Source organism: Marinobacter sp. AN1 (assembly GCF_026013985.1).
GTDB lineage: Bacteria > Pseudomonadota > Gammaproteobacteria > Pseudomonadales > Oleiphilaceae > Marinobacter > Marinobacter segnicrescens.
In genome coordinates this window covers 3145660-3166666 of the sequence record NZ_CP110342.1, presented here as the reverse complement: position 1 = coordinate 3166666, position 21007 = coordinate 3145660, and the positions used below count along the sequence as shown (strand labels likewise).

Here is a 21007-nt window from a genome sequence, read left to right as displayed (position 1 = left end):
AAATTCTCCACCGTGAGGGCAGCGCCTTCCAGGTGCCCGCGGCGCCCGCTGTCCGGTGAACACGTCTGCTACGGGTAACCATTTGTCTGTGACTGAACTGAGCCGCATTCGTAACTTCTCGATCATCGCCCACATTGACCATGGCAAGTCCACACTGGCGGACCGGTTTATCCAGGTCTGCGGGGGGCTGACCGACCGCGAAATGGCGGAGCAGGTGCTGGATTCCATGGATCTGGAGCGGGAACGGGGTATCACCATCAAGGCCCAGAGCGTCACCCTCAACTACAAGGCCCGCGACGGCATCGAGTACAAGCTCAATTTCATTGATACGCCGGGCCACGTGGATTTCTCCTACGAGGTGTCCCGCTCCCTGTATGCCTGTGAGGGTGCGCTGCTGGTGGTCGACGCGGGCCAGGGCGTAGAGGCCCAGTCTGTGGCCAACTGCTACACGGCCATTGAGCAGGGGCTCGAGGTGGTGCCTGTCCTGAACAAGATGGACCTGCCCCAGGCTGAGCCCGAGCGGGTCGCCCAGGAGATCGAGGACATCATCGGTATTGAGGCCCAGGACGCGGTGCGCTGCAGTGCGAAGAGCGGCATGGGCGTTGAAGATGTGCTGGAAGACCTGATCAAGCGCATTCCGCCTCCCGTAGGGGACGAAAAAGCCCCTTTGCAGGCGCTGATCATCGATTCCTGGTTCGATAACTACCTTGGCGTGGTTTCACTGGTGCGTATCCGACAGGGCGTGATGAGCAAGGGGGACAAGATCCAGATCAAGTCCACCGGCAAGGCCTGGACGGCTGACCGGGTGGGTATTTTTACGCCGAAGCTGAAGGATACCGGCGAACTCAGCACCGGCGATGTGGGCTTTGTGGTCGCTGGCATCAAGGACATCCACGGGGCGCCGGTGGGTGATACGATCGTGCACCAGAAGTACGCCGATGAAACCCCGATGGTTCCCGGCTTCCAGAAGGTCAAACCCCAGGTCTATGCCGGCCTGTTCCCGGTCAGTGCGGACGATTACGAAGACTTCCGGGATGCCCTTGAGAAGCTCACCCTTAACGATGCCTCACTGTTCTATGAGCCAGAGAACTCCGATGCCCTGGGCTTTGGTTTCCGATGCGGCTTCCTCGGCATGCTGCACATGGAAATTATCCAGGAGCGGCTGGAACGGGAATACGACATTGACCTGATTACCACCGCGCCCACGGTAATCTACGAGGTGGTGACCCGCAGCGGCGAGGTGAAGGCTGTGGACAACCCTTCCCGCTTGCCGGATATCGGCTCCATCGAGGAAATGCGCGAGCCCATTGTGGAGGCCAGTATCCTGGTGCCCCAGGAGCATCTGGGCAACGTCATAGCGCTGTGTGAGGAAAAGCGGGGCGTGCAGAAGAATATGCTGTTCCTGGCCAACCAGGTGCAGCTGTCCTACGAACTGCCGATGGCCGAAGTGGTGCTGGACTTCTTTGACCGCATCAAGTCTGCCAGCCGGGGCTTTGCCTCGCTGGATTATCACTTCGTTCGCTTCCAGGCCGCCAACCTGGTGCGGCTGGATGTGATGATCAACGGCGACCGGGTTGATGCCCTGGCGCTGATTGTTCACCGGGACCAGGCCCATCACCGGGGCCGTGCGCTGATCGAGAAGATGAAGGAGCTGATACCCCGGCAGATGTTCGATATCGCCATCCAGGCGGCCATCGGCAACCAGGTGGTTGCGCGGGTTACCGTCAAGGCCCTGCGCAAGAACGTCACGGCCAAGTGCTACGGCGGTGACGTCAGTCGCAAGAAGAAGCTGCTGCAGAAGCAAAAGGAAGGCAAGAAGCGGATGAAGCAGGTGGGTAACGTCGAGGTACCCCAGGAAGCGTTCCTGGCGGTGCTGAAAGTGGATAACTAGGGCTTTACTGAATGGATATCAATTTTCCGCTGATCCTGGTCGTGCTGACCTTCGCCACGGGCATTATCTGGCTGGGTGACCGGCTGTTCCTCCGACCGAAACGGGAAGCCGCATGGGAGGCTTCAGGCGGCGCTGCGGTTGCCAGCGGCGGTTCAGCAGGCGCCAGCGACGAGCAGGCCGGTCCGCCAGAACCCTACCTGGTGGACCTGAGCCGGTCGTTCTTTCCGGTGCTGGCCATTGTGCTGGTTCTGCGGTCGTTCCTGATCGAACCCTTCCAGATTCCCTCCGGCTCCATGTTGCCAACCCTCGAAGTGGGGGATTTCATCCTGGTGAACAAGTACGCCTACGGCCTGCGCCTGCCGGTGGCTGGTACCAAGGTAGTGGACATCGGTGACCCGGAGCGTGGCGATATTATGGTCTTCCGTTACCCGCAGGACGGCACCACCAATTACATCAAGCGGGTGGTGGGCCTGCCGGGTGACCGGATTGGCTATCGTAACAAGGAGCTGTTCATCAACGGTGAGCGTGTGTCGACCCGGTTCGTGGCGAACCTGCCCCCCTATGAAATGCTGGAAGAGCAACTGGGCGATGTGGAACACCTGATTTACCGCGACCTCGGCGCTCGCACTGGCGTGGGTGAAGGGGAATGGATTGTTCCGGATGGGCACTACTTCATGATGGGAGACAACCGGGATAACAGTAATGACAGCCGCTTCTGGGGTATGGTTCCGGATGATATGGTGGTTGGCAAGGCATTCCTGATCTGGATGCAGTGGCCCTCCATCACCAGCCTGCCCTCGTTCGACCGGGTAGGCTCCATCGACTGATTTTACGAACGTTTGTCGGCGTAATGCCGCTAGTATGAGGTACGTGCGTATGAACCAATACTTCCAGCAGCGTGGTGCTTCCACCCTGGGTATCCTGATTGCGGTACTGTTCTTTGCCAGCCTGCTGACACTGGTGATCAAGCTGGGCCCGGCCTACCTTGATGACTACACTGTTCAGGGAGCCCTGGAAGGCCTTGATGGCGAAGAAGGATTGTCACAGATGACCCCGGCGGATGTGCGTCGTCTGGTGACCAAGCGCCTGAGCGTGAACAACGTGGATGGCTTCAATGCCAAGGATATCCAGATCGAAAAGGATGGTGACATCGTGGTCATCAGCCTGGATTACGAAGTTCGTACCCACGTGGTGTACAACGTGGATGCGGTAATCAGTTTCAGTCATTTCTACGAGCTGACAGGACAGTGACGAACCAACCCGACCTGGACAGATTGCAGCGCCGCATCGGCTACCAGTTCAATGATCCTGAATTGCTGTTGCTGGCGGTGACCCACCGCAGCTTCGGCAACCAGAACAATGAGCGGCTGGAGTTCCTTGGTGACTCGCTGGTGAACATGATCATTGCCGAGCATCTGTATCATAACTTCGAGCGGGCCCGGGAAGGCCAGCTCAGCCGCTTGCGGGCGCGGATGGTCAAAGGGGTGACCCTGGCGGAAATCGGGCGAGAGTTCGAGCTGGGCCAGTACCTTCGTCTCGGGTCGGGGGAAATGAAAAGTGGCGGCTTTCGCCGGGACTCGATCCTGGCGGATGCCGTGGAATCGATCATTGGCGCCATCTACCTGGACAGCACTTTCGACACCTGCCGGGAGCAGGTGCTGAGCTGGTTCGACAAGCGCCTGGAGCGCCTCGATATCCAGGACACCCAGAAAGATCCCAAGACCCGCCTGCAGGAATACCTGCAGTCACGGCAATTTCCGCTGCCCCGGTATGAGGTGATCTCGGTGGACGGCGAGGCCCATGCCCAGACCTTCCACGTGTCCTGCGCCATGCCTTCGCTGGACCGCAAGACCACCGGCGTCGGCAGCAGCCGCCGCATCGCCGAGCAGCAGGCAGCCCGTGCTGCCCTCAAGCAGCTGGGCGTGGAGAACAGTTGATGAATGACATTACCCGGCCTGAAAATACCGACAGCCGCTGCGGTTTCGTGGCCATCGTGGGCCGCCCGAATGTAGGCAAGTCCACGCTACTGAACCATATCCTGGGGCAGAAGCTCAGTATTACCTCCCGCAAGCCCCAGACTACCCGTCACCAGATCCTGGGCATCAAGACCGAAGGGCCGGTACAGGCCATCTACGTGGATACCCCGGGCATGCACGAAGAGGAGCCGCGAGCCCTTAATCGCTACATGAACCGGGCCGCTTCCGCCGCCCTCAAGCATGTGGACGTGGTGGTGTTCGTAGTGGACCGTCATCACTGGACGCCGGCAGACGAGATGGTGCTGAACAAGCTTACCCACCTGACCTGCCCGGTAATCCTGGCGGTGAACAAGGTGGACAAGCTGGAAAAGCGGGAAACCCTGCTGCCGGTGCTTGAGGAACTTGCCGCCAAGCGGGACTTTGCCGAGATCATTCCCATGTCGGCCCTGAAAGACCAGAACATTGAACCCCTGGAGGAGGCGGTCTCCCGCTTTCTGCCGGAGAGCGTTCACTTTTACCCGGACGATCAGATCACCGACCGCAGTGAACGGTTTGTGGCTGCCGAAATTGTGCGGGAGAAGATCACCCGTCAGCTGGGTGCCGAATTGCCTTATTCAGTGGCAGTGGAGATCGAGGAATTCCGCCATGATGGCAAGACCCTGCACATCTCGGCACTGATCCTGGTGGAGCGGGAAGGACAGAAGAAGATCGTCATCGGTGACAAGGGGGAGCGCCTGCGCCGTATCGGCCAGGAGGCACGGGCCGACATGGAGCGCATGTTTGACGGCAAGGTCATGCTGCGGCTGTGGGTCAAGGTGAAGCGCGGCTGGGCCGACAGCGACCGGGCCCTCAAGAGCCTGGGCATGCACGACAGCTGAGGCCGCGATGGCAGGGCAGGTACAACAGGAACCCGCCTATGTGCTGCACCGGCGTCCCTTCCGGGAAACCAGTCTGCTGGTAGACCTGCTGACCCTCAACCATGGCAAGGTGGGGGTCGTGGCCCGGGGCGCCAACAGTACCCGCAGTGCTCTCAAGGCCCAGTTGCAACCTTTCCAGCCGCTGCTGGTGGACTGGACTGGCCGTGCCGACCTGAAGACCCTGACCCATACCGACACCCGTCCCGGCGTTCAACTCGGCCACGGCACGGCGTTGTACAGTGGATTCTATCTCAACGAAGTGTTGCAGAAATTGCTGTCCCCCTTCGACCCGGTCCAGGAGCTGTTTGCGGCCTACATCGAGGCCCTCGACCAGCTTGCCTCCGCCGACGGGGATGTGGAACCGGTGCTGCGCCGCTTCGAAATGGCCCTTGCCGAGAATCTTGGATACGGTTTCGCCTGGGATGAAGCGACGGATCTGGGGCAGGCGGTTCAGGCCGGGCAACGCTACTGTTACGATCCCCAGCAGGGCATACTGGCTACCCCGGCGGAACACACCCGCGTGCGCGGACTGCCTGGCGAGGCACTGCTGGCACTGGCCTCCGGAGACCTTCATTCTCCCGAAGCCCGCCGGGTCGCGAAACAGGTCATGAGGTCGCTGACCGACTTTTTGTTACAGGGCAAGCCTTTGAACAGTCGTGCGCTTTTTGGTGGGCGTTCAGGCTCAACCTGATTCCGAATCATCCATCCCCGTATCCAACAACACAGGACGGCAGCCATGAAAGATCGTGTATTGCTCGGAGTCAACGTCGACCATGTGGCCACCCTCAGGCAGGCCCGGGGCACCCGTTTCCCGGACCCGGTCCAGGCGGCCATGGTGGCAGAGGAAGCTGGTGCCGACGGCATCACTATCCACCCCGGGAAGACCGTCGCCACATCCAGGACCGGGACGTGCTGTTGATGCGGCAGACCCTGAATACCCGTATGAACCTGGAGATGGCCGTGACAGACGCCATGCTCAGCTTTGCCGAGAACGTGCGGCCGGAATGTGTGTGCCTGGTTCCGGAAAAACGGGAGGAACTGACCACTGAAGGCGGCCTTGATGTCGACGGCAACGAGGAGCGGGTGGCACGGGCCTGTGACCGGCTGGCTCGCATCGGAGCCGAGGTGTCCCTGTTCATCGACCCCGACCCGGTTCAGATCGACGCTGCGGTGCGTTGTGGGGCACCGGTGATCGAACTTCATACCGGTGAATACGCCGAGGCGGATACGCCGGCGGAACAGGCGCATACCCTTGCGAACCTCAAGCAGGCAGTAGAGTACGCCCGGCGCAAGGGGCTGGTGGTCAACGCTGGTCACGGGCTCAACTACCACAATACGCTGGCGGTGGCGGCCATTCCTGGCATCAATGAGCTGAATATCGGCCACGCCATTATTGCCCGGGCGGTGTTTACCGGCCTGAAAGAGGCGGTCCGGGATATGCGGGCGATTCTGGACCAGGCTCGTAGTTAGGGCTTTTTGGGCTAAACAGGGTTTACCTCATCGCTACGCCGAAACAAGGCCTGCCAGTCCGTCTGATCTCCCCAGATATCCAGTCGCTCCATGGCGGCCAGAAGGTTCTCCCGTAGCGAATTCATATCGTCACTACGCCGCTTCAGGGCGGTTTCGAACTGTTCCGAGGCGTCCCGCAGTTCCGGAACGCCGCAGTACCGGGTAGCACCGTGCAGTTTGTGCACGCATTCCAGTACCGCTTCGTAGTCATCGGCGGACCAGCGTTGGCGAATGGTTTCCTGGTCCGGGCGCAGTTGTTCGAGCAGCATACTGAACAACTCCTCCGCCAGGTCCACCTTGCCGGCGGCCAGGCGAATGCTCTCGGCCACATCCACCACCGGCTTCTGCCGCCGCCTTGTAGACGGCCGCAAGGGGCGGCGGGTGTCCCGGAACTCGGCTATGTTGCCCTGGCTGCGTTGAGTGTCAGTGGGCTGGTAGCCGGTGAAGTCCACCAGGGTGTCCATCAGTTGCTGGCTGTTCACCGGCTTGGCCAGGTAACCATCGAACCCCTGCTGCATAAGCCGTTCCTGCTCGTCTGCCAGGGCGTGGGCAGTCAGCGCAATAATGGCTGTGCGGTGGTGGGAGTCATCCAGCCCCCGCAGGCGGGCGGTGGTCTCGATGCCGTCCATGCCCGGCATCTGCAGGTCCATGAAAATCAGGTCAAAGCTCTGGTTTCGGGCCTTGCTCAGGGCCTCGAAACCGCTGGTGGCACCGTCGGCCGGAATGCCGCAATCCTTCAGCAGGGTAAGCACCAGTTTCAGGTTGGCTTCGTTGTCATCCACCGCCATGATTCTTGGCAGACTCGACGGGCTGTCAGGCGCTGGATAGACACTGCGGGCTGCGGCTTGCTCCAGCTGGCGCTGGCCGGTATCAATGCCATGCACCAGCATCAGCAGTTCGTCATACAGCGGTTCCCTGCACACAGGCTTGGTAAGGTGTCCGCTGGTCAGACCCGAAAGGGCGGTGTCGTGGGTTTCCAGGGTGGGTGTCAGTAGCAGGGTACGGCAGTCCCGGTCGACTTCCAGCGTGCGGATCAGTTCCCGGTACTGGCTGGAGTTGAGCAGGTGACGAGTGATACCGATGATCGCCAGGGCAAAGCCGGATTGCTTCTGCTGGGCCTCTTCCACCCGTTCCAGCAGGTCGGCTGGTGACTGTGCCCGCACCACCTGCATGCCCCAGTCCCGCAGGATATGTTCTACTGCAAGGCCAGTGGTTTTCTGTTGTTCCAGGTACACCACCCGTTCGCCCCGCAGGGCATCGTGGGGCAGTGGTGCATCGGTGCGTGTGGATAGCTCGGTGGTGAGGGTGAACCAGAAGGTGGAACCCTTGCCCAGCTCGCTTTCCAGGCTGATGGTGCCGCCCATCTCTTCCACAAGGCGCTTGGAGATTACCAGCCCCAGGCCGGTGCCACCGTACTGGCGGGCGGTAGAGGCATCTGCCTGGCTGAAGGCATTGAACAATGACTGCTGCTGGGCCCGGGACAGGCCCACGCCGGAGTCGGTAATGCTGATGCGAAGGGTGACCTGGTTGGTTTCCGGGTCTTCTGCCTCCAGGCTGGCGCGAAGGACCACTTCGCCGGTCTGGGTGAACTTGATGGCGTTGTTCACCAGGTTGGTGATCACCTGTTTAACCCGCAACGGGTCACCCATGATGTTGTCCGGCACGTCGGCATAGACCAGGTGCACCAGGTCCAGGTTCTTGCTGTGGGCGGCGGGCGCCAGCATCACCATGACCTCCTCGACAATCTCCCGCAGGTGGAAGGGCACCCGGTCGAGGATCAGTTTGCCGGCCTCGATCTTCGAGAAATCCAGGATGTCGTTGATGATGGTGAGCAGGATTTCCGAGGACTTTCGGATGGTGCTCAGGTGCTCCGCCTGCTGCTTCTGCATCGGACTTTTCAGCAACAGTTCGGTGAAGCCGATGATGCCGTTCAGCGGAGTCCGGATCTCATGGGACATGTTGGCCAGGAATTCCGATTTGATGCGGCTGGCTTCCAGGGCGTCCTTGCGGGCAAAGTCCAGCTCGATGTTCTGGATCTCGATGGTTTCCAGGGTTTCCCGCAGGTCCTCGGTGGCCTGGTCGATGTTCTGCTGCATTTCCGCCTGGGCCTTGCTGAGCTCCTCGGCCATGGCGTTGAGGCCGGATTCCAGCTGTTCGAACTCGGGGCCGGCCCCGGTGTGGACCCGGGTGTCCAGGTGGCCTTCCTTGAGGCGCGCAACGGCGCGGTTGAGTTCGAATACCGGATCGGTGAATGAACGGCTCAGGCGAAGGGCGATGGCAAGGCTCAGCAGTACCCCGGCGACGATCACCAGCAGGGAAATAAACAGCGCCTTCCAGGTTTCCTTTTCGGTGCGGACATGGGACATCTCGACGGCAGCCCAGCCGATGGGCTCCATGGTGCTCGGTGGCGAGTCACGGGACTCAAGGTCCAGCAGGTTCTCCAGCATCAGGTCCTGCAGGTACACCGGGGAAATGAATACCGTATTGCCGGCCGAGGGCCAGTGGGTAACGGCACTCCGGGGGAAATCTTCGGATTTGTCAAAGGTACTTGCCGGCCCGGTATGGAGCAGGCGTTCCTGGCGGGCGTCGTAGAAAGTAATGGAGCGGACGTCCCGCTCTTCGAGCAGGGCATTGGAAAGACTGCTCAGCAGGCTGCGGTTGGCTGTAAACATCCCGTATTCGGCGGCGGCCGCGAGCTGCCGTGACAGTGAGTCACCACGGTCTTCCAGCAACTGGTTGATGTTCTGGACCCAGCTCCAGGTAAAGAAAAGCCCCAGTAGCACCGTTGTAATCAGCGTGGGAACCAGGGTGACCAGCAGGACCTTTTTTCGAATACCCCAACGACGCATACGGTTCTTCTACCTCTTTTCCGATCCCTCGTCGGCTTCCATGGTGTAGTCCGGTGCCTGCAGAAGGCATTCAAGGCGGGCCTTATAGCCGGTAGTCATGGCCATAGCGGTATCGCCTATTGGGCGGGTTGCCCGGATGCGGGTATGATGCCCACCGCGAGAAGGCCTTCCGGAGCCTGCTTCAGAAGCGCCATCAGTGTAACATAGGCGGACTGAAAAGCTGTTAAAGCCAGCCCATCCCGACGAGGAGCGCGAACGCCATGCATTTCCCCACGATTGAGGATTATGTCGGTCATACCCCACTGGTCCGCCTGCAGCGTATGCCCGGTGAGACCAGCAACGTTGTTCTGGCCAAGCTGGAGGGTAACAACCCTGCCGGATCGGTTAAGGATCGACCTGCCATCAGCATGATCCAGGAGGCGGAAAAGCGAGGCGAAATCCGCCCAGGCGATACCCTTATCGAAGCCACCAGTGGCAATACCGGTATTGCCCTGGCCATGGCCGCGGCCATCAAGGGTTATCGCATGAAGCTGATCATGCCCGCGAACATGAGCGAGGAGCGTCGCGCGTCCATGCGTGCCTATGGCGCCGAGATCATCACCGTCAGCAAGGAAGAGGGTATGGAAGGCGCCCGCGACCTGGCCACCCGTATGCAGGAAGAGGGCAAGGGTACGGTGCTGGATCAGTTCGCCAACCCGGATAATCCCCTGGCCCACTATCGCACCACGGGCCCGGAAATCTGGGAGCAGACCAAGGGCCGTGTGACCCACTTTGTCAGCTCCATGGGTACCACCGGCACCATCATGGGGGTGTCCCGCTACCTGAAGGAGCGTAACCCGGATGTGCAGATCATCGGCCTGCAACCGAAGGAGGGCTCCTCCATTCCGGGCATCCGCCGCTGGCCCGAGGAGTACCTGCCCAAAATCTACGATGCCAGCCGCGTGGACCAGGTGCTTGACGTGGGCCAGGACGAAGCCGAGAACACCATGCGGGCGCTGGCCCGGGAAGAAGGCATCTTCTGTGGCGTATCCTCCGGTGGATCGATCGCTGCGGCCCTCAAACTTTCCGAGCAGGTTGAAAACGCCGTGATCGTGGCCATTATCTGTGACCGCGGTGACCGTTACCTGTCCACCGGCGTATTTCCCGGCGCCTGATATATACCGATTTCCAGAGAGCTTTCTATGAGTCGCAGACGCAGGAAACCCCTGCCCAAAGAGCCGTTGCCGTGCATCATTGAAACCCTGAGCCATGATGGCAGGGGCATTGCGCGGGAAGAGGGCAAGACCCGTTTCGTGGACGGCGCGTTGCCCGGTGAGCGGGTAATGGCAAAAATGATCTCCACCCGTAGCAAGTTCGACGAACTGCGCACTGAAGAGGTACTGGAGGCGTCCCCGGAGCGCGCCACGCCCCCCTGTGAATACGCCGACCTGTGCGGTGGCTGCAGCCTCCAGCACATGGCGCCCGATGCCCAGATCCGGTTCAAGGAGAACACCCTGCGCGAGCACTTTGCCCATTTCGGGGGCATCGAGCCGGAGCAATGGGTAGAGCCCATGCGGTCACCGCCCCTGGGTTATCGTCGCAAGGCCCGCCTTGGTGTTCGCTTCGTCAACAAGCGTGACTCGGTGCTGGTGGGTTTCCGGGAAAAGCGCAACAGCTTCCTGGCGGATATTGATCGCTGCGTGGTGCTGGACCCTCGTATTGGCGAGCGCATCGACGATCTCAGAAAGCTGATCTATCAGCTGGAGGCTTTTCAGCACATTGCCCAGGTGGAAGTGGCCTGCGGTGATGACGTGGCCGCCATGATCTTCCGCAACATGATTCCCCTCAGTGAGGGGGATCGCGCGGCGCTGGTCGCCTTTGGCCAGGCCCACGACTTGCATATCTACCTGCAGCCCACGGGGCCGGATACGGTACATCGCATATGGCCGGAGAACGGCGAAGAGCGGCTCAGCTATCGGTTGCCGGAATTTGACCTGACCATGAAGTTCCATCCCATGGACTTTACCCAGGTTAACGCTGACATCAACCAGCGCATGGTACACAGGGCCATCGACTGGTTGGATGTGCAGTCCGGTGACCGGGTGCTTGACCTCTTCTGCGGTCTTGGCAATTTCACCCTCCCCCTGGCCCGCAAGGCAGGCCAGGTGGTTGGCGTAGAGGGTGACGACACCATGGTTGTGCGTGGGCGTGAAAATGCCGAACTTAACGGCCTTTCCAATGTCACTTTCCACGGCGCCAATCTGCATGGTGATTTCACCAGGGAAAGCTGGGCCTCGGAAGGGTTTGACCGGATTCTGATCGACCCGCCACGGTCCGGCGCGCAGGAAATCTGTGAGCACCTCACAGCGTTTGGCGCAAAGCGCATTGTGTATGTGTCCTGCAATCCGGCCACGCTGGCGCGGGATGCGGGTGTGATTGTCAGCAAGGGTTATCGCCTGAAGCAGGCGGGTGTGATGGACATGTTCCCCCACACTACCCATGTAGAGTCCATCGCCCTGTTCGAGAAGGATTGACCCGAACGGGCGGGGCCCGGTTACCGACAGAGACGGCAGCAACGGCATGGTAAAAGTACGGGAAGACTACGCGGTTACCGCAGACGGACAGGTGGATATTGAAGGCTGGGTACGGCAGATCGAGGCTCAGACCCGCCTTGAAAATCCGGATCAGTTTCGCCGGGCCTGTGAACTCAGTGCGGAGATTGACCGCCGGGCTGTCGAGGAGGACCGGCTGTGGGCGCCAGGGGCCAGCAGTTTCCTCACCGGTATCGAAATGGCCCAGGTGCTGGTGGAACTGCACCTGGACCAGGCCAGCCTGGTGGCGGCCATACTCTACCGTGCCGTCCGTGAAGGCCGCATCGAGCTGGAGGAAATCCAGCGGGAGTTCGGTGATGAGGTTGCTGGCCTGATTCGGGGCGTGGTCCAGATGGCGGCGATTTCGGCCATCCATCATCCCCTCAAGGGCAATGTGCTGGGCCAGACAGAAGGCCAGCTGGACAACGTGCGCAAGATGCTGGTCACCATGATCGACGACGTGCGGGTAGCCCTCATCAAGCTGGCGGAGCGAACCTGCGCCTTGCGGGCGGTGAAGAATGCCGCCTACGAAAAGCGCATGCGAGTGGCCCGGGAAGTCTTCGATATCTATGCCCCGCTGGCCCACCGCCTGGGTATCGGGCACATCAAGTGGGAGCTGGAAGACCTGTCGTTCCGTTACCTGCACGAAACCGCCTACAAGAAAATTGCCCGCCAGCTGGACGAAAAACGCCTGGACCGGGAAGGCTATATCCAGAAGGTACTGAAGGACCTCGGGGACGAGCTTCGCCGCTCCGGAATACAGGCTGAGCTGGCAGGGCGGGCCAAGCATATCTACAGCATCTGGCGGAAAATGCGCCGCAAGGGCATCGACTTTTCCCAGGTCTACGATGTCCGTGCCGTGCGCCTGCTGGTGCCGGAAGTGCGGGACTGCTATGCCGCGCTGGGTATCGTCCATAGTCTGTGGCGCCACATTCCCAACGAATTTGACGACTATATCGCCAACCCCAAGGAGAACGGGTACCAGTCCCTGCACACTGCCGTCATAGGGCCGGAAGGCAAGGTGATGGAAGTGCAGATCCGCACCCACAAGATGCATGAGGAAGCGGAGCTGGGGGTGTGCGCCCACTGGCTGTACAAGGGTACGGATACCGGCAATCGCTCCACCGGTTACGAAGCCAAGATCAACTGGCTGCGCCAGGTACTGGAGTGGCAGGAGGAGCTGGGGGACCTGTCCGGACTGGCGGACCACCTCACTGGCGATATCGCCTCCGACCGTGTCTATGTCTTTACCCCCGAGGGCCACGTGGTGGACCTGCCCCAGGGCGCCACGCCGGTGGACTTTGCCTATCGCGTACACACCGAAGTGGGCCATGCCTGCCGGGGTGCCCGTGTTAACGGCCGGATCGTGCCGTTGACCTACCCCCTGAAAACCGGTGACCAGGTGTATATCCTCACCTCCAACAACCAGGCGCCGAGCCGGGACTGGCTTAACCCCAGCCTGGGCTACATCCAGACCCCCCGCGCCCGGGCCAAGGTTACCCACTGGTTCAAACAGCAACACCGGGACCAGAACATTGCCGATGGGCGGGCCATCCTGGAGGACGAATTCAAGCGCCTGTCCCTGTACGAGGTGGACCTGGATGAGCTGGCCCGCAAGGTCAACTACCCGGCCGCCGATGATATGTTTGCCGCCATTGGTGCCGGCGACTTGCGGCCGACCCACGTGGCCCATGTGGCCCAGGAAATGCTGGAACCCCGGGACAAGCAGCTGGATCTGAAACTGCTGGGCAACCGCAAGGGGCAGTATGAAACCGATTCGGACATCCAGATTCGTGGTGTGGGCAAACTCAAAACCCAGGCGGCCAAGTGCTGCAAGCCACTGCCCGGGGATGCTATTGGCGGTTACATCACCGTGGGTCGTGGGGTGACGGTGCACCGCCAGGATTGCCTGACGTTCCTGCACCACAAGGAATTCGAGCCCAACCGGATTATCGAAGTGAGCTGGGGCGGCCGGCCGGAAGCGACCTACCCGGTGGATATCGAGATCGAGGCCTACGATCGCTACGGCTTGCTGCGGGACATCACCCAGGTGCTGACGGCTTCACGCAGCAATGTGTTGTCCCTGAATACCCTGTCCAATATCGATGAGAACACCGCCACCATGTTGGTTACGGTGGAAATCCGCAGCCTGGAACAACTGGCCCGGCTGCTGGCCCAGATCCGTAACCTGCCCAATATCATCGAGGTAAGGCGCAAGCGTTCATGAGCTATACCATCGACGACCTGAAAACCCTGATGGCCCGGCTGCGTGACCCGCAGACGGGTTGTCCGTGGGATACGAAGCAGACCTTCCGTACCATCGTGCCCCATACCCTTGAGGAAGCCCACGAGGTAGCCGACACCATCGAGCGGGAGGACTACGGCCACCTTAAAGAAGAGCTGGGAGACCTGCTCTTCCAGGTCATTTTCTACGCGCAGATGGGTCAGGAACAGGAGCTTTTCGGCTTCGATGACATCGTGGATACCCTGGTACGCAAGCTGCTGCGGCGGCATCCCCATGTGTTTCCCGAGGGTACCCTGGAAAGTCGGGTTGATCCGGATAACCGGCCCACAGACGAGTGGATCGCTGCCAGCTGGGAGCGCATCAAGGCTGAGGAGCGAGCGGGAAAAGGAGAAACCACGGATCAGGAGCCGGCCAGCCGTCTGGCGGATATCCCTGCATCGCTTCCGGCCCTCACCCGGGCTGACAAGTTACAGCGGCGCGCGGCCCGGTATGGCTTCGACTGGCCGGATATCGGCCCGGTGTTCGACAAGCTGGAGGAGGAAATCGGGGAGTTACGGGAAGCCTGGGCCAATGCCCAGCAAGATCCGGCCGCTCGGGATGAGGTGGAAGATGAGCTGGGAGACCTGATGTTTGTCTGCGTGAACCTCGCACGCTTCATGAAGGTGAACCCGGACCAGGCCCTCCGTCGCACCAATCGCAAATTCGAAGCCCGTTTCCGGGCCATCGAACAGGTGCTGGAAGAGGAGGGCAGGGTCATGGAAGATGAATCACTGGAGGTCCTGGATGCCATCTGGAACAGCGTCAAAGGTGTGGAGCGTTCACCGGGCAAGTGAGCACCTCGCCAGCAAAAACAACAAATAAGTACAAATCGTTACCGATTTCCCCGCTTGCATTCTGCACGATTCAACTACACTGCGGGTTGAGGGACGATGTACGTTTGTACTTTTCCGGCAATAGCCCCCAGAATCCAAAACAATCGGGTAGTAGTCGAAGGCAGGAGTCGTTATGAAGATCCGTGATCTGGTCGCACATTGGGACAAGCACGCCAAGGGGCGTCTGACCCGTGACCCTTATTTCGTCAAACTGGCAGATGCTCACCATGAGGAGCTGTCGCGCCTGGCAGCCCTGTACCCCATGAAATCCCCCCAGGACCTGATGCGGGACCTGCTTTCAGCTGCCCTTGATGAGCTTGAGACGTCGTTCCCCTATGAGCAGGGTGACAAGGTAGTGGCCTACGATGAGGAAGGCTACGAGATTTACGAAGACGTGGGTCTGACACCGCGCTTCGTGGCTCTGAGCCAGAAACATATGGAAGAGCTGAAGAGTCGTCAGCTGGTGTCTGTGGCCTGACGGCGGATTTTTCCACAGTTTCGGTCGTAGCACATTTTACTCCCTCTCCCCTCGTGGGAGAGGGCCGGGGAGAATTGGACCCCCTCTCCCCTTGGGGGAGAGGGCCGGGGAGAGGGGTAGCGCGAAGCGCCTCGAGTTGACTGCCCTCACCCCAGCCCCTTCCCAACCCCTCTCCCACAAGGGGAGAGGGGCTTCAAAGCCTTGGTTAGCCTTTCTTCAGCTTATCCTTCAACGGCGTACTCTCCGCAAGATCATCCAGCGCCGCCGCAATCATATCGTTCAGAATATCCGTCTCACTGCGCCCCGGATACATCTCCGCCAGCGCTGCAACCCTGGCGGCATCCTCCAGCGGCAGGCGCAGGTTGTAGTCATGGGTCCGCTCGGCGGGCTTCTTGTCTTCCTGCCAGTGTTGGGGTAAGTCGGTAACTTTCATGGTATCTCCTGTTGATCACCCTTGCGATTGGGCGGCGACGTCGTTATTAGTATCAGTAAGTATCATTGTACGGTTTAAGGTCCGTCAATCGAGATCCCATTATTAACCAAGGAAATGCCCGTGGCCGAATTGCATCCCGAATTGCGAGAGAACGTCCGCCTGCTTGGGGAGTTGCTGGGTGACAATATCCGCAACTATCCCGGCGAGGAGATCTATCAGCTGATCGAGGAAATCCGCGCCGCAGCCAAGGCAGACCGGCGGCAGGAAAGTGGCTCCGGGCAACGCCTGGTGCGCCTGCTGAGCAGTCTGCGTGACGATCAGTTGCTGCCTGTTACCCGCGCTTTCAACCAGTTCCTTAACCTGGCCAACCTGGCTGAACAGTATCATGGCGTACGCCGCAAGCGGGGACACCAGTCTGATCTGATGGTGGAGTCCCTTGGGGAGGTATTCCAGCGGCTGCAAAGCGGCGGCGTGGATGCCGAAGAGCTGCACCGCAAGGTCTCGCAGCTGCGGCTGGAGTTCGTGCTCACAGCCCATCCCACCGAGGTGGCCCGCCGTACCCTGATCATGAAGTACGATGAGATGTCGGCCTGCCTGGCGGCCCTGGACCATGATGACCTGTTGCCGGCTGAGCGGGACGAGGCCCTGGATCGCCTGCGGCTGCTGGTAGCGGAAGCCTGGCACACGGACGAAATCCGCCACGAGCGACCGACCGCCGTGGATGAGGCCAAGTGGGGCTTCGCGGTCATCGAGAACAGCCTCTGGGAGGCAGTCCCCCGATTCCTGCGCAGCCTGGACCAGGCGCTGGACGGTGCCACTGGCAACGGCCTGCCATTGGACGCAACGCCCATTCGGATCGCCTCCTGGATGGGGGGCGACAGGGACGGCAACCCCAATGTGACCCATGATGTGACCCGTACGGTGTTCTTGCTGGGGCGCTGGATGGCGGCGGACCTCTACCTGCGTGATATCCAGTCCCTGCGGGCGGAGCTGTCCATGTGGCAGGCCAGTGATGAGCTCAGGGAACAGGCTGGTGAGAGTCGTGAACCTTACCGGGTCATTCTCGGACGTCTGCGGGAGCGGCTGATTCGTACCCGGGACTGGGCGGAAGCCCGGGTCAACGGTGAGCCGGCGGATGAGACCGATATCCTGTTCGAGAACGAAGACCTTACCGGCCCGCTGGAGCTGTGTTATCGCTCCCTCATCGACTGCGGCCTTGAAACCATCGCCAATGGCCCGTTACTGGATACCCTGCGCCGTGCCCACACCTTTGGCCTGCCGCTGATTCGGCTGGATATCCGCCAGGAAGCCACCCGCCATGCGGAGGCGGTGGCGGAGATGGTGGACTACCTGGGCCTCGGCAACTACCTGGAGTGGAGTGAGGAACAGCGCCAGGCGTTCCTGGTGAAAGAGCTACGCGGCCGTCGTCCCCTGGTGCCCCGCAACTGGGAACCTACGGGGCCGGTACGGGAGGTGCTTGCCACCTGCGAGGTGGTGGCTGGCCAGACCCCGGAGGCCCTGGGTTCCTATGTGATCTCCATGGCCAGTACGCCATCGGATGTGCTCAGTGTGATCTTGCTGCTGCGGGAAGCCGGTATGAAGTTCCCGATGCGTATCGTGCCCCTGTTTGAAACCCTGGATGATTTGCGGGGTGCGCCCGCCGCTATGGAAGCCCTGTACTCCGTGGACTGGTACCGGGAGTATTGCAACGGCCAGCAGGAAGTCATGATTGGCTACTCCGATTCCTCCAAGGACGCCGGCCAGATGATGGCGGCCTGGGCCCAGTACCAGGCCCAGGAGAAGCTCACCGAGGTGGCCAATCGCTTCGATATGCACCTGACCCTGTTCCATGGCCGGGGCGGTACCGTCGGCCGTGGCGGCGGCCCGGCCAACCGGGCAATACTGTCTCAGCCGCCGGGGTCGGTAAACGGCAGCTTCAGGATTACGGAACAGGGAGAGATGATCCGCTTCAAGTTTGGCCTGCCACGGCTGGCGGAGCAAAGCCTCACCTTGTACACCACCGCCGTGGTGGAGGCTACCCTGGCGCCACCCCGGCGCCCGAGCCGGAATGGCGGGAGGCGATGGACTGGCTTACCGAGCGCTCCCTTGAAGCCTATCGGGATGTGGTTCGGGAGAATCCGGAGTTCGTGCCCTATTTCCGCCAGGCGACGCCGGAGCAGGCACTGGGCAAGCTGGCCCTGGGCAGCCGCCCTGCAAAACGCAAGCCCAGTGGCGGCGTGGAAAGCCTGCGGGCAATTCCATGGATCTTCGCCTGGACCCAGATGCGACTGATGCTCCCCAGCTGGCTGGGCAGTGATGAGGCCCTGTCCGAGGCGGAGAAGGCTGGCAAGATGCCGCTGCTACAGGCCATGCGCCAGGACTGGCCCTTCTTCCGCACCTACATCGATATGCTGGAGATGGTGCTGGCCAAGGCGGACCTGCGTATTGCCAGTTACTACGACCAGATCCTGGTAGAGCCGCAGTTGCGCCCACTGGGTGAGCAGTTGAGGGAGCGCCTCGCCGGCTGCATCGAGCAGGTGCTGGCACTGAAGGAGCAGCAGACGTTACTGGAGCACGAACCGGTATTCGCTCAATCCATGAAGGTGCGTAACCCGTATACGGATCCGCTGCATTACCTGCAGGCCGAGTTGCTGCGCCGTAACCGGGAAGCTGAGCAGAACGTGGCCGCGGAGGGATCCGATGCTGAAGTGGTGCCCATGCCGGAGCTGGTTGAGCAGGCACTCAAGGTCACCATGGCGGGGATCGCAGCAGGCATGCGTAACACCGGTTGATACGGGCCGTTTGCCTGGCTGCCTTGTGAGCCTATTCACAGGATGGACAGGTTTGCCGTGTGGGTGACAGCGAACTTGCCGCTGAGCCGGACGGGGCGGTGGGGATATGGTAATCTTCCCGCACCCCGGTAGTGCGTCAGGGCCTTGCTGCATGGCGGCCGGGCTCGCATAGCGTCAGAGTCAGTAAGGAGACCCCCGTGGCAGCGGCCGCCAGAGTCGAGCAGTATCTCAATCGCAAGGGCATCGCCCATGACCTGATTCCAATTACCGCAGACCCCCGTGGCGGCCTGGACGCAGCCGTTCTCGGGGCGGACGTGGAGCGTCGCCAGGTGATCCGCAGCACCGCGCTCATTGATGTGAAAGGCGTCGTGCTGGTGGTCCACCCGTTCGACAGCTCGCCGGACCTGGACGCTATTGAAGCTCGTACCGGCCGCCGCATGCAGCCACTGACCGCTAACCAGGCCGGCAAGGTCTTCAGCGATTGCGCCCCGGGATTCGTGCCGCCATTCGGTTCAGCCTATGGCGTGCCGGTACTGGTGGAGGAATCCCTGTACCAGGCTGAGCGGCTGGTCATGGCCTGTGGTTCCTCATCCAGGCTGCTGGTAATGGCAGCAAGGGACTTCCGCCTGGCCATGGCGGGAGCGGACAAGGGGCACGTCACCATACGGCTTAGCGGTCAGTCCGCCAGTACCATCACCCTCGAAGAAGTAGCCGACAAGCTGCAGAAGCTTTACCGCCTGCCCCCGATGCCGGCCCTGGCACTGAAAATCCTGCGCCTGACCAGCGACCCGGAAGCCTCAGCCCGGGAGCTGGCAGAGCTGATTGAGTATGACCCCAGCCTGACGGCCCAGATCATCCGTTACGCCCGATCGGCACTGTTCAACTACCCGGGACAGATCGAATCGGTGCAGGAGGCTGTCACCCGGGTACTCGGATTCGAACGGGTGGCACATATTGCCCTGGGCATCGCCTCGGTGCGGGCTTTTGACATTCCCCGCCAGGGCCCATTGGGTATGGACCAGTTCTGGCGACACTCCCTCTATTGTGCCTTTGTCTGCCAGCGACTGGCTCCCCAGTGTGGCGCAGACCCCTCCCTGGCCTACCTCTGTGGGTTGTTGCACAACTTTGGCCTGCTGCTGGTGGGCCACCTGTTCCCTGCCGAGTTCGAGGAGCTTAACCGGCTGCGCGCCGCCAACCCCGAGGTCAGCATGAGGGCCCTTGAGCAGCAGGTGTTCGGCGCCTCAGGAGACCAGGAAATGCTCACGGTGGGTCACGGTGTGATCGGCGGAATCCTGCACAAGCTTTGGCAGCTGCCGGATGCGGTGGTCAAATCCGCCGGCGTCCATCAGCAGCCCCGCTACGAGGGGGAGCAAAAGGCCTACGTCATCATGGTCCAGCTTGCCAATGGCCTGCTCAAGGAGAAGGGCGTGGGGGATGAGTTCAACCCCGACGACATCGAGGCGCTGGCCGCGAAGCTGGACCTGCCGGCGACCCAGCTGGACCTTCTTCGGGACGATGTGGATCAGGTGTCTGACGATCTGGACAGCCTTGCCCGCTCTCTGTCATCCTGACCGGCTCGCCTGGATCACGGTCAGAACGTATTGACTGCGACTGACGTCGACTTTCTCTGACGGGCCCGACTTCGTATAATGCCGGCTCTCCGTGAACCTGCCAGGGGTGAGAGAGGCTGTTGCCAAGCCTTGCAGTAACCCGTTCAGGGTTTGGCAACCGCTTTTCAATTCAATGACATAATTATCCAGGAAATGGGAGCACAACCTATGCGTATTATCATGTTGGGGGCGCCGGGCGCCGGCAAGGGGACCCAGGCCCAGTTCATCACTGAGCGCTTCGACATCCCCCAGATTTCTACCGGTGACATGCTCCGTGCGGCCGTGAAGTCTGGCTCCGAGCTTGGCAACAAGGTCAAGGCCGTGATGGATTCCGGTTCACTGGTGTCCGATGAAATCATTATTGCCCTGATCGAGGAGCGGGTGCAGCAGGAAGACTGTCGTAACGGATTCCTGCTGGATGGTTTCCCCCGCACCATTCCCCAGGCTGAAGCACTGAAGGACCAGGGCATCAGCATCGATTACGTGGTCGAGATCGCGGTAGACGACGAGGAAATCGTACAGCGCCTGGCCGGTCGCCGTGTTCACCCGGCCAGCGGTCGTATCTACCACGTCAAGTACGACCCGCCCAAAGAAGATGGCAAGGACGACGAAACCGGCGAGCCGCTGGTTCAGCGCGAAGACGACAAGGAAGAAACCATTCGCCACCGCCTTGCGGTGTACCATGAGCAGACCGAGCCTCTGGTAGGGTACTATCAGGACTGGGCGAAGGAAGAGCCGCAACAGGCGCCCAAATACGTTCGCGTTGACGGCGTCGGTTCGCTGGACGATATCCGCGAGCAGATTCTTTCCAAACTCGGATAATAAAAGGTCCCGTCTGGCTACGGACAAGGCCTTGAGGGGCTTA

Annotated in this window: 15 protein-coding genes and 2 pseudogenes; 15 read left to right on the top strand and 2 right to left on the bottom strand. The window is 60.9% G+C overall.

What is annotated here, in order from left to right:
• Positions 1 to 88: 88 nt before the first annotated feature.
• The 7 genes and pseudogenes from lepA to pdxJ all read left to right on the top strand — a co-directional run bounded on the left by lepA (position 89) and on the right by pdxJ (position 6254).
• Positions 89 to 1891 (top strand): translation elongation factor 4, encoded by a 1803-nt coding sequence (gene lepA / locus LJ360_RS14470; RefSeq protein WP_091852555.1) that lies wholly within the window; start codon positions 89 to 91, stop codon positions 1889 to 1891.
• A gap of 11 nt (positions 1892 to 1902) precedes the next feature.
• Entirely contained in the window at positions 1903 to 2718 is an 816-nt protein-coding gene (gene lepB, locus LJ360_RS14465) for a signal peptidase I (RefSeq protein ID WP_091852412.1), read from the top strand.
• Positions 2719 to 2767: 49 nt separating this feature from the next.
• Positions 2768 to 3142 (top strand): DUF4845 domain-containing protein, encoded by a 375-nt coding sequence (locus LJ360_RS14460; protein WP_245742600.1) that lies wholly within the window; start codon positions 2768 to 2770, stop codon positions 3140 to 3142.
• On the top strand, positions 3139 to 3828 hold the full coding sequence (gene rnc / locus LJ360_RS14455; RefSeq protein ID WP_091852405.1) for a ribonuclease III: 690 nt from the start codon (positions 3139 to 3141) through the stop codon (positions 3826 to 3828). The genes LJ360_RS14460 and rnc overlap by 4 nt, the downstream gene beginning before the upstream one ends.
• A complete protein-coding gene (gene era / locus LJ360_RS14450; protein WP_091852402.1) occupies positions 3828 to 4745 on the top strand; it encodes a GTPase Era in 918 nt (305 codons plus the stop codon). Before rnc ends, era begins: the two co-directional genes overlap by 1 nt.
• A gap of 7 nt (positions 4746 to 4752) precedes the next feature.
• Positions 4753 to 5475: a DNA repair protein RecO gene (gene recO / locus LJ360_RS14445; protein WP_091852399.1), complete on the top strand. Its 723-nt coding sequence runs from the start codon at positions 4753 to 4755 to the stop codon at positions 5473 to 5475.
• Between the two features lie 45 nt (positions 5476 to 5520).
• Positions 5521 to 6254 (top strand): annotated as a pseudogene (gene pdxJ, locus LJ360_RS14440) (pyridoxine 5'-phosphate synthase).
• A gap of 11 nt (positions 6255 to 6265) precedes the next feature.
• Here the strand turns inward: pdxJ and LJ360_RS14435 are convergent.
• The gene (locus LJ360_RS14435; RefSeq protein WP_091852392.1) at positions 6266 to 9142 is read right to left on the bottom strand and encodes an ATP-binding protein; all 2877 of its coding nucleotides are present in this window, start codon (positions 9140 to 9142) and stop codon (positions 6266 to 6268) included.
• A gap of 260 nt (positions 9143 to 9402) precedes the next feature.
• Here LJ360_RS14435 and cysM point away from each other — a divergent pair, with 260 nt between their 5' ends.
• The 5 genes from cysM (at position 9403) to LJ360_RS14410 (ending at position 15307) form a co-directional block, all read left to right on the top strand.
• Positions 9403 to 10296 carry a cysteine synthase CysM gene (gene cysM, locus LJ360_RS14430; protein WP_091852389.1) on the top strand — a complete coding sequence of 298 codons (894 nt, stop codon included), beginning with the start codon at positions 9403 to 9405 and terminating at the stop codon, positions 10294 to 10296.
• A gap of 27 nt (positions 10297 to 10323) precedes the next feature.
• Entirely contained in the window at positions 10324 to 11655 is a 1332-nt protein-coding gene (gene rlmD, locus LJ360_RS14425) for a 23S rRNA (uracil(1939)-C(5))-methyltransferase RlmD (protein WP_091852386.1), read from the top strand.
• 46 nt (positions 11656 to 11701) lie between these two features.
• Positions 11702 to 13939: a GTP diphosphokinase gene (gene relA, locus LJ360_RS14420; protein WP_091852383.1), complete on the top strand. Its 2238-nt coding sequence runs from the start codon at positions 11702 to 11704 to the stop codon at positions 13937 to 13939.
• Positions 13936 to 14790 carry a nucleoside triphosphate pyrophosphohydrolase gene (gene mazG / locus LJ360_RS14415; RefSeq protein ID WP_091852380.1) on the top strand — a complete coding sequence of 285 codons (855 nt, stop codon included), beginning with the start codon at positions 13936 to 13938 and terminating at the stop codon, positions 14788 to 14790. The genes relA and mazG overlap by 4 nt, the downstream gene beginning before the upstream one ends.
• A gap of 172 nt (positions 14791 to 14962) precedes the next feature.
• Entirely contained in the window at positions 14963 to 15307 is a 345-nt protein-coding gene (locus LJ360_RS14410) for a pilin assembly protein (RefSeq protein ID WP_091852377.1), read from the top strand.
• Positions 15308 to 15512: 205 nt separating this feature from the next.
• Here the strand turns inward: LJ360_RS14410 and LJ360_RS14405 are convergent, their stop codons facing one another.
• Positions 15513 to 15740, bottom strand: coding sequence for a hypothetical protein (locus LJ360_RS14405; protein ID WP_091852374.1), 228 nt, complete (start codon positions 15738 to 15740; stop codon positions 15513 to 15515).
• Positions 15741 to 15854: 114 nt separating this feature from the next.
• On the opposite strand from LJ360_RS14405, the pseudogene ppc reads away from it, so the two are divergent.
• The 3 genes and pseudogenes from ppc (at position 15855) to adk (ending at position 20964) form a co-directional block, all read left to right on the top strand.
• Positions 15855 to 18532, top strand: a pseudogene (gene ppc, locus LJ360_RS14400) (phosphoenolpyruvate carboxylase).
• Between the two features lie 197 nt (positions 18533 to 18729).
• Positions 18730 to 20103 (top strand): HDOD domain-containing protein, encoded by a 1374-nt coding sequence (locus LJ360_RS14395; RefSeq protein ID WP_091852368.1) that lies wholly within the window; start codon positions 18730 to 18732, stop codon positions 20101 to 20103.
• Between the two features lie 207 nt (positions 20104 to 20310).
• A complete protein-coding gene (gene adk, locus LJ360_RS14390) occupies positions 20311 to 20964 on the top strand; it encodes an adenylate kinase (RefSeq protein WP_091852365.1) in 654 nt (217 codons plus the stop codon).
• Positions 20965 to 21007: the final 43 nt, after the last annotated feature.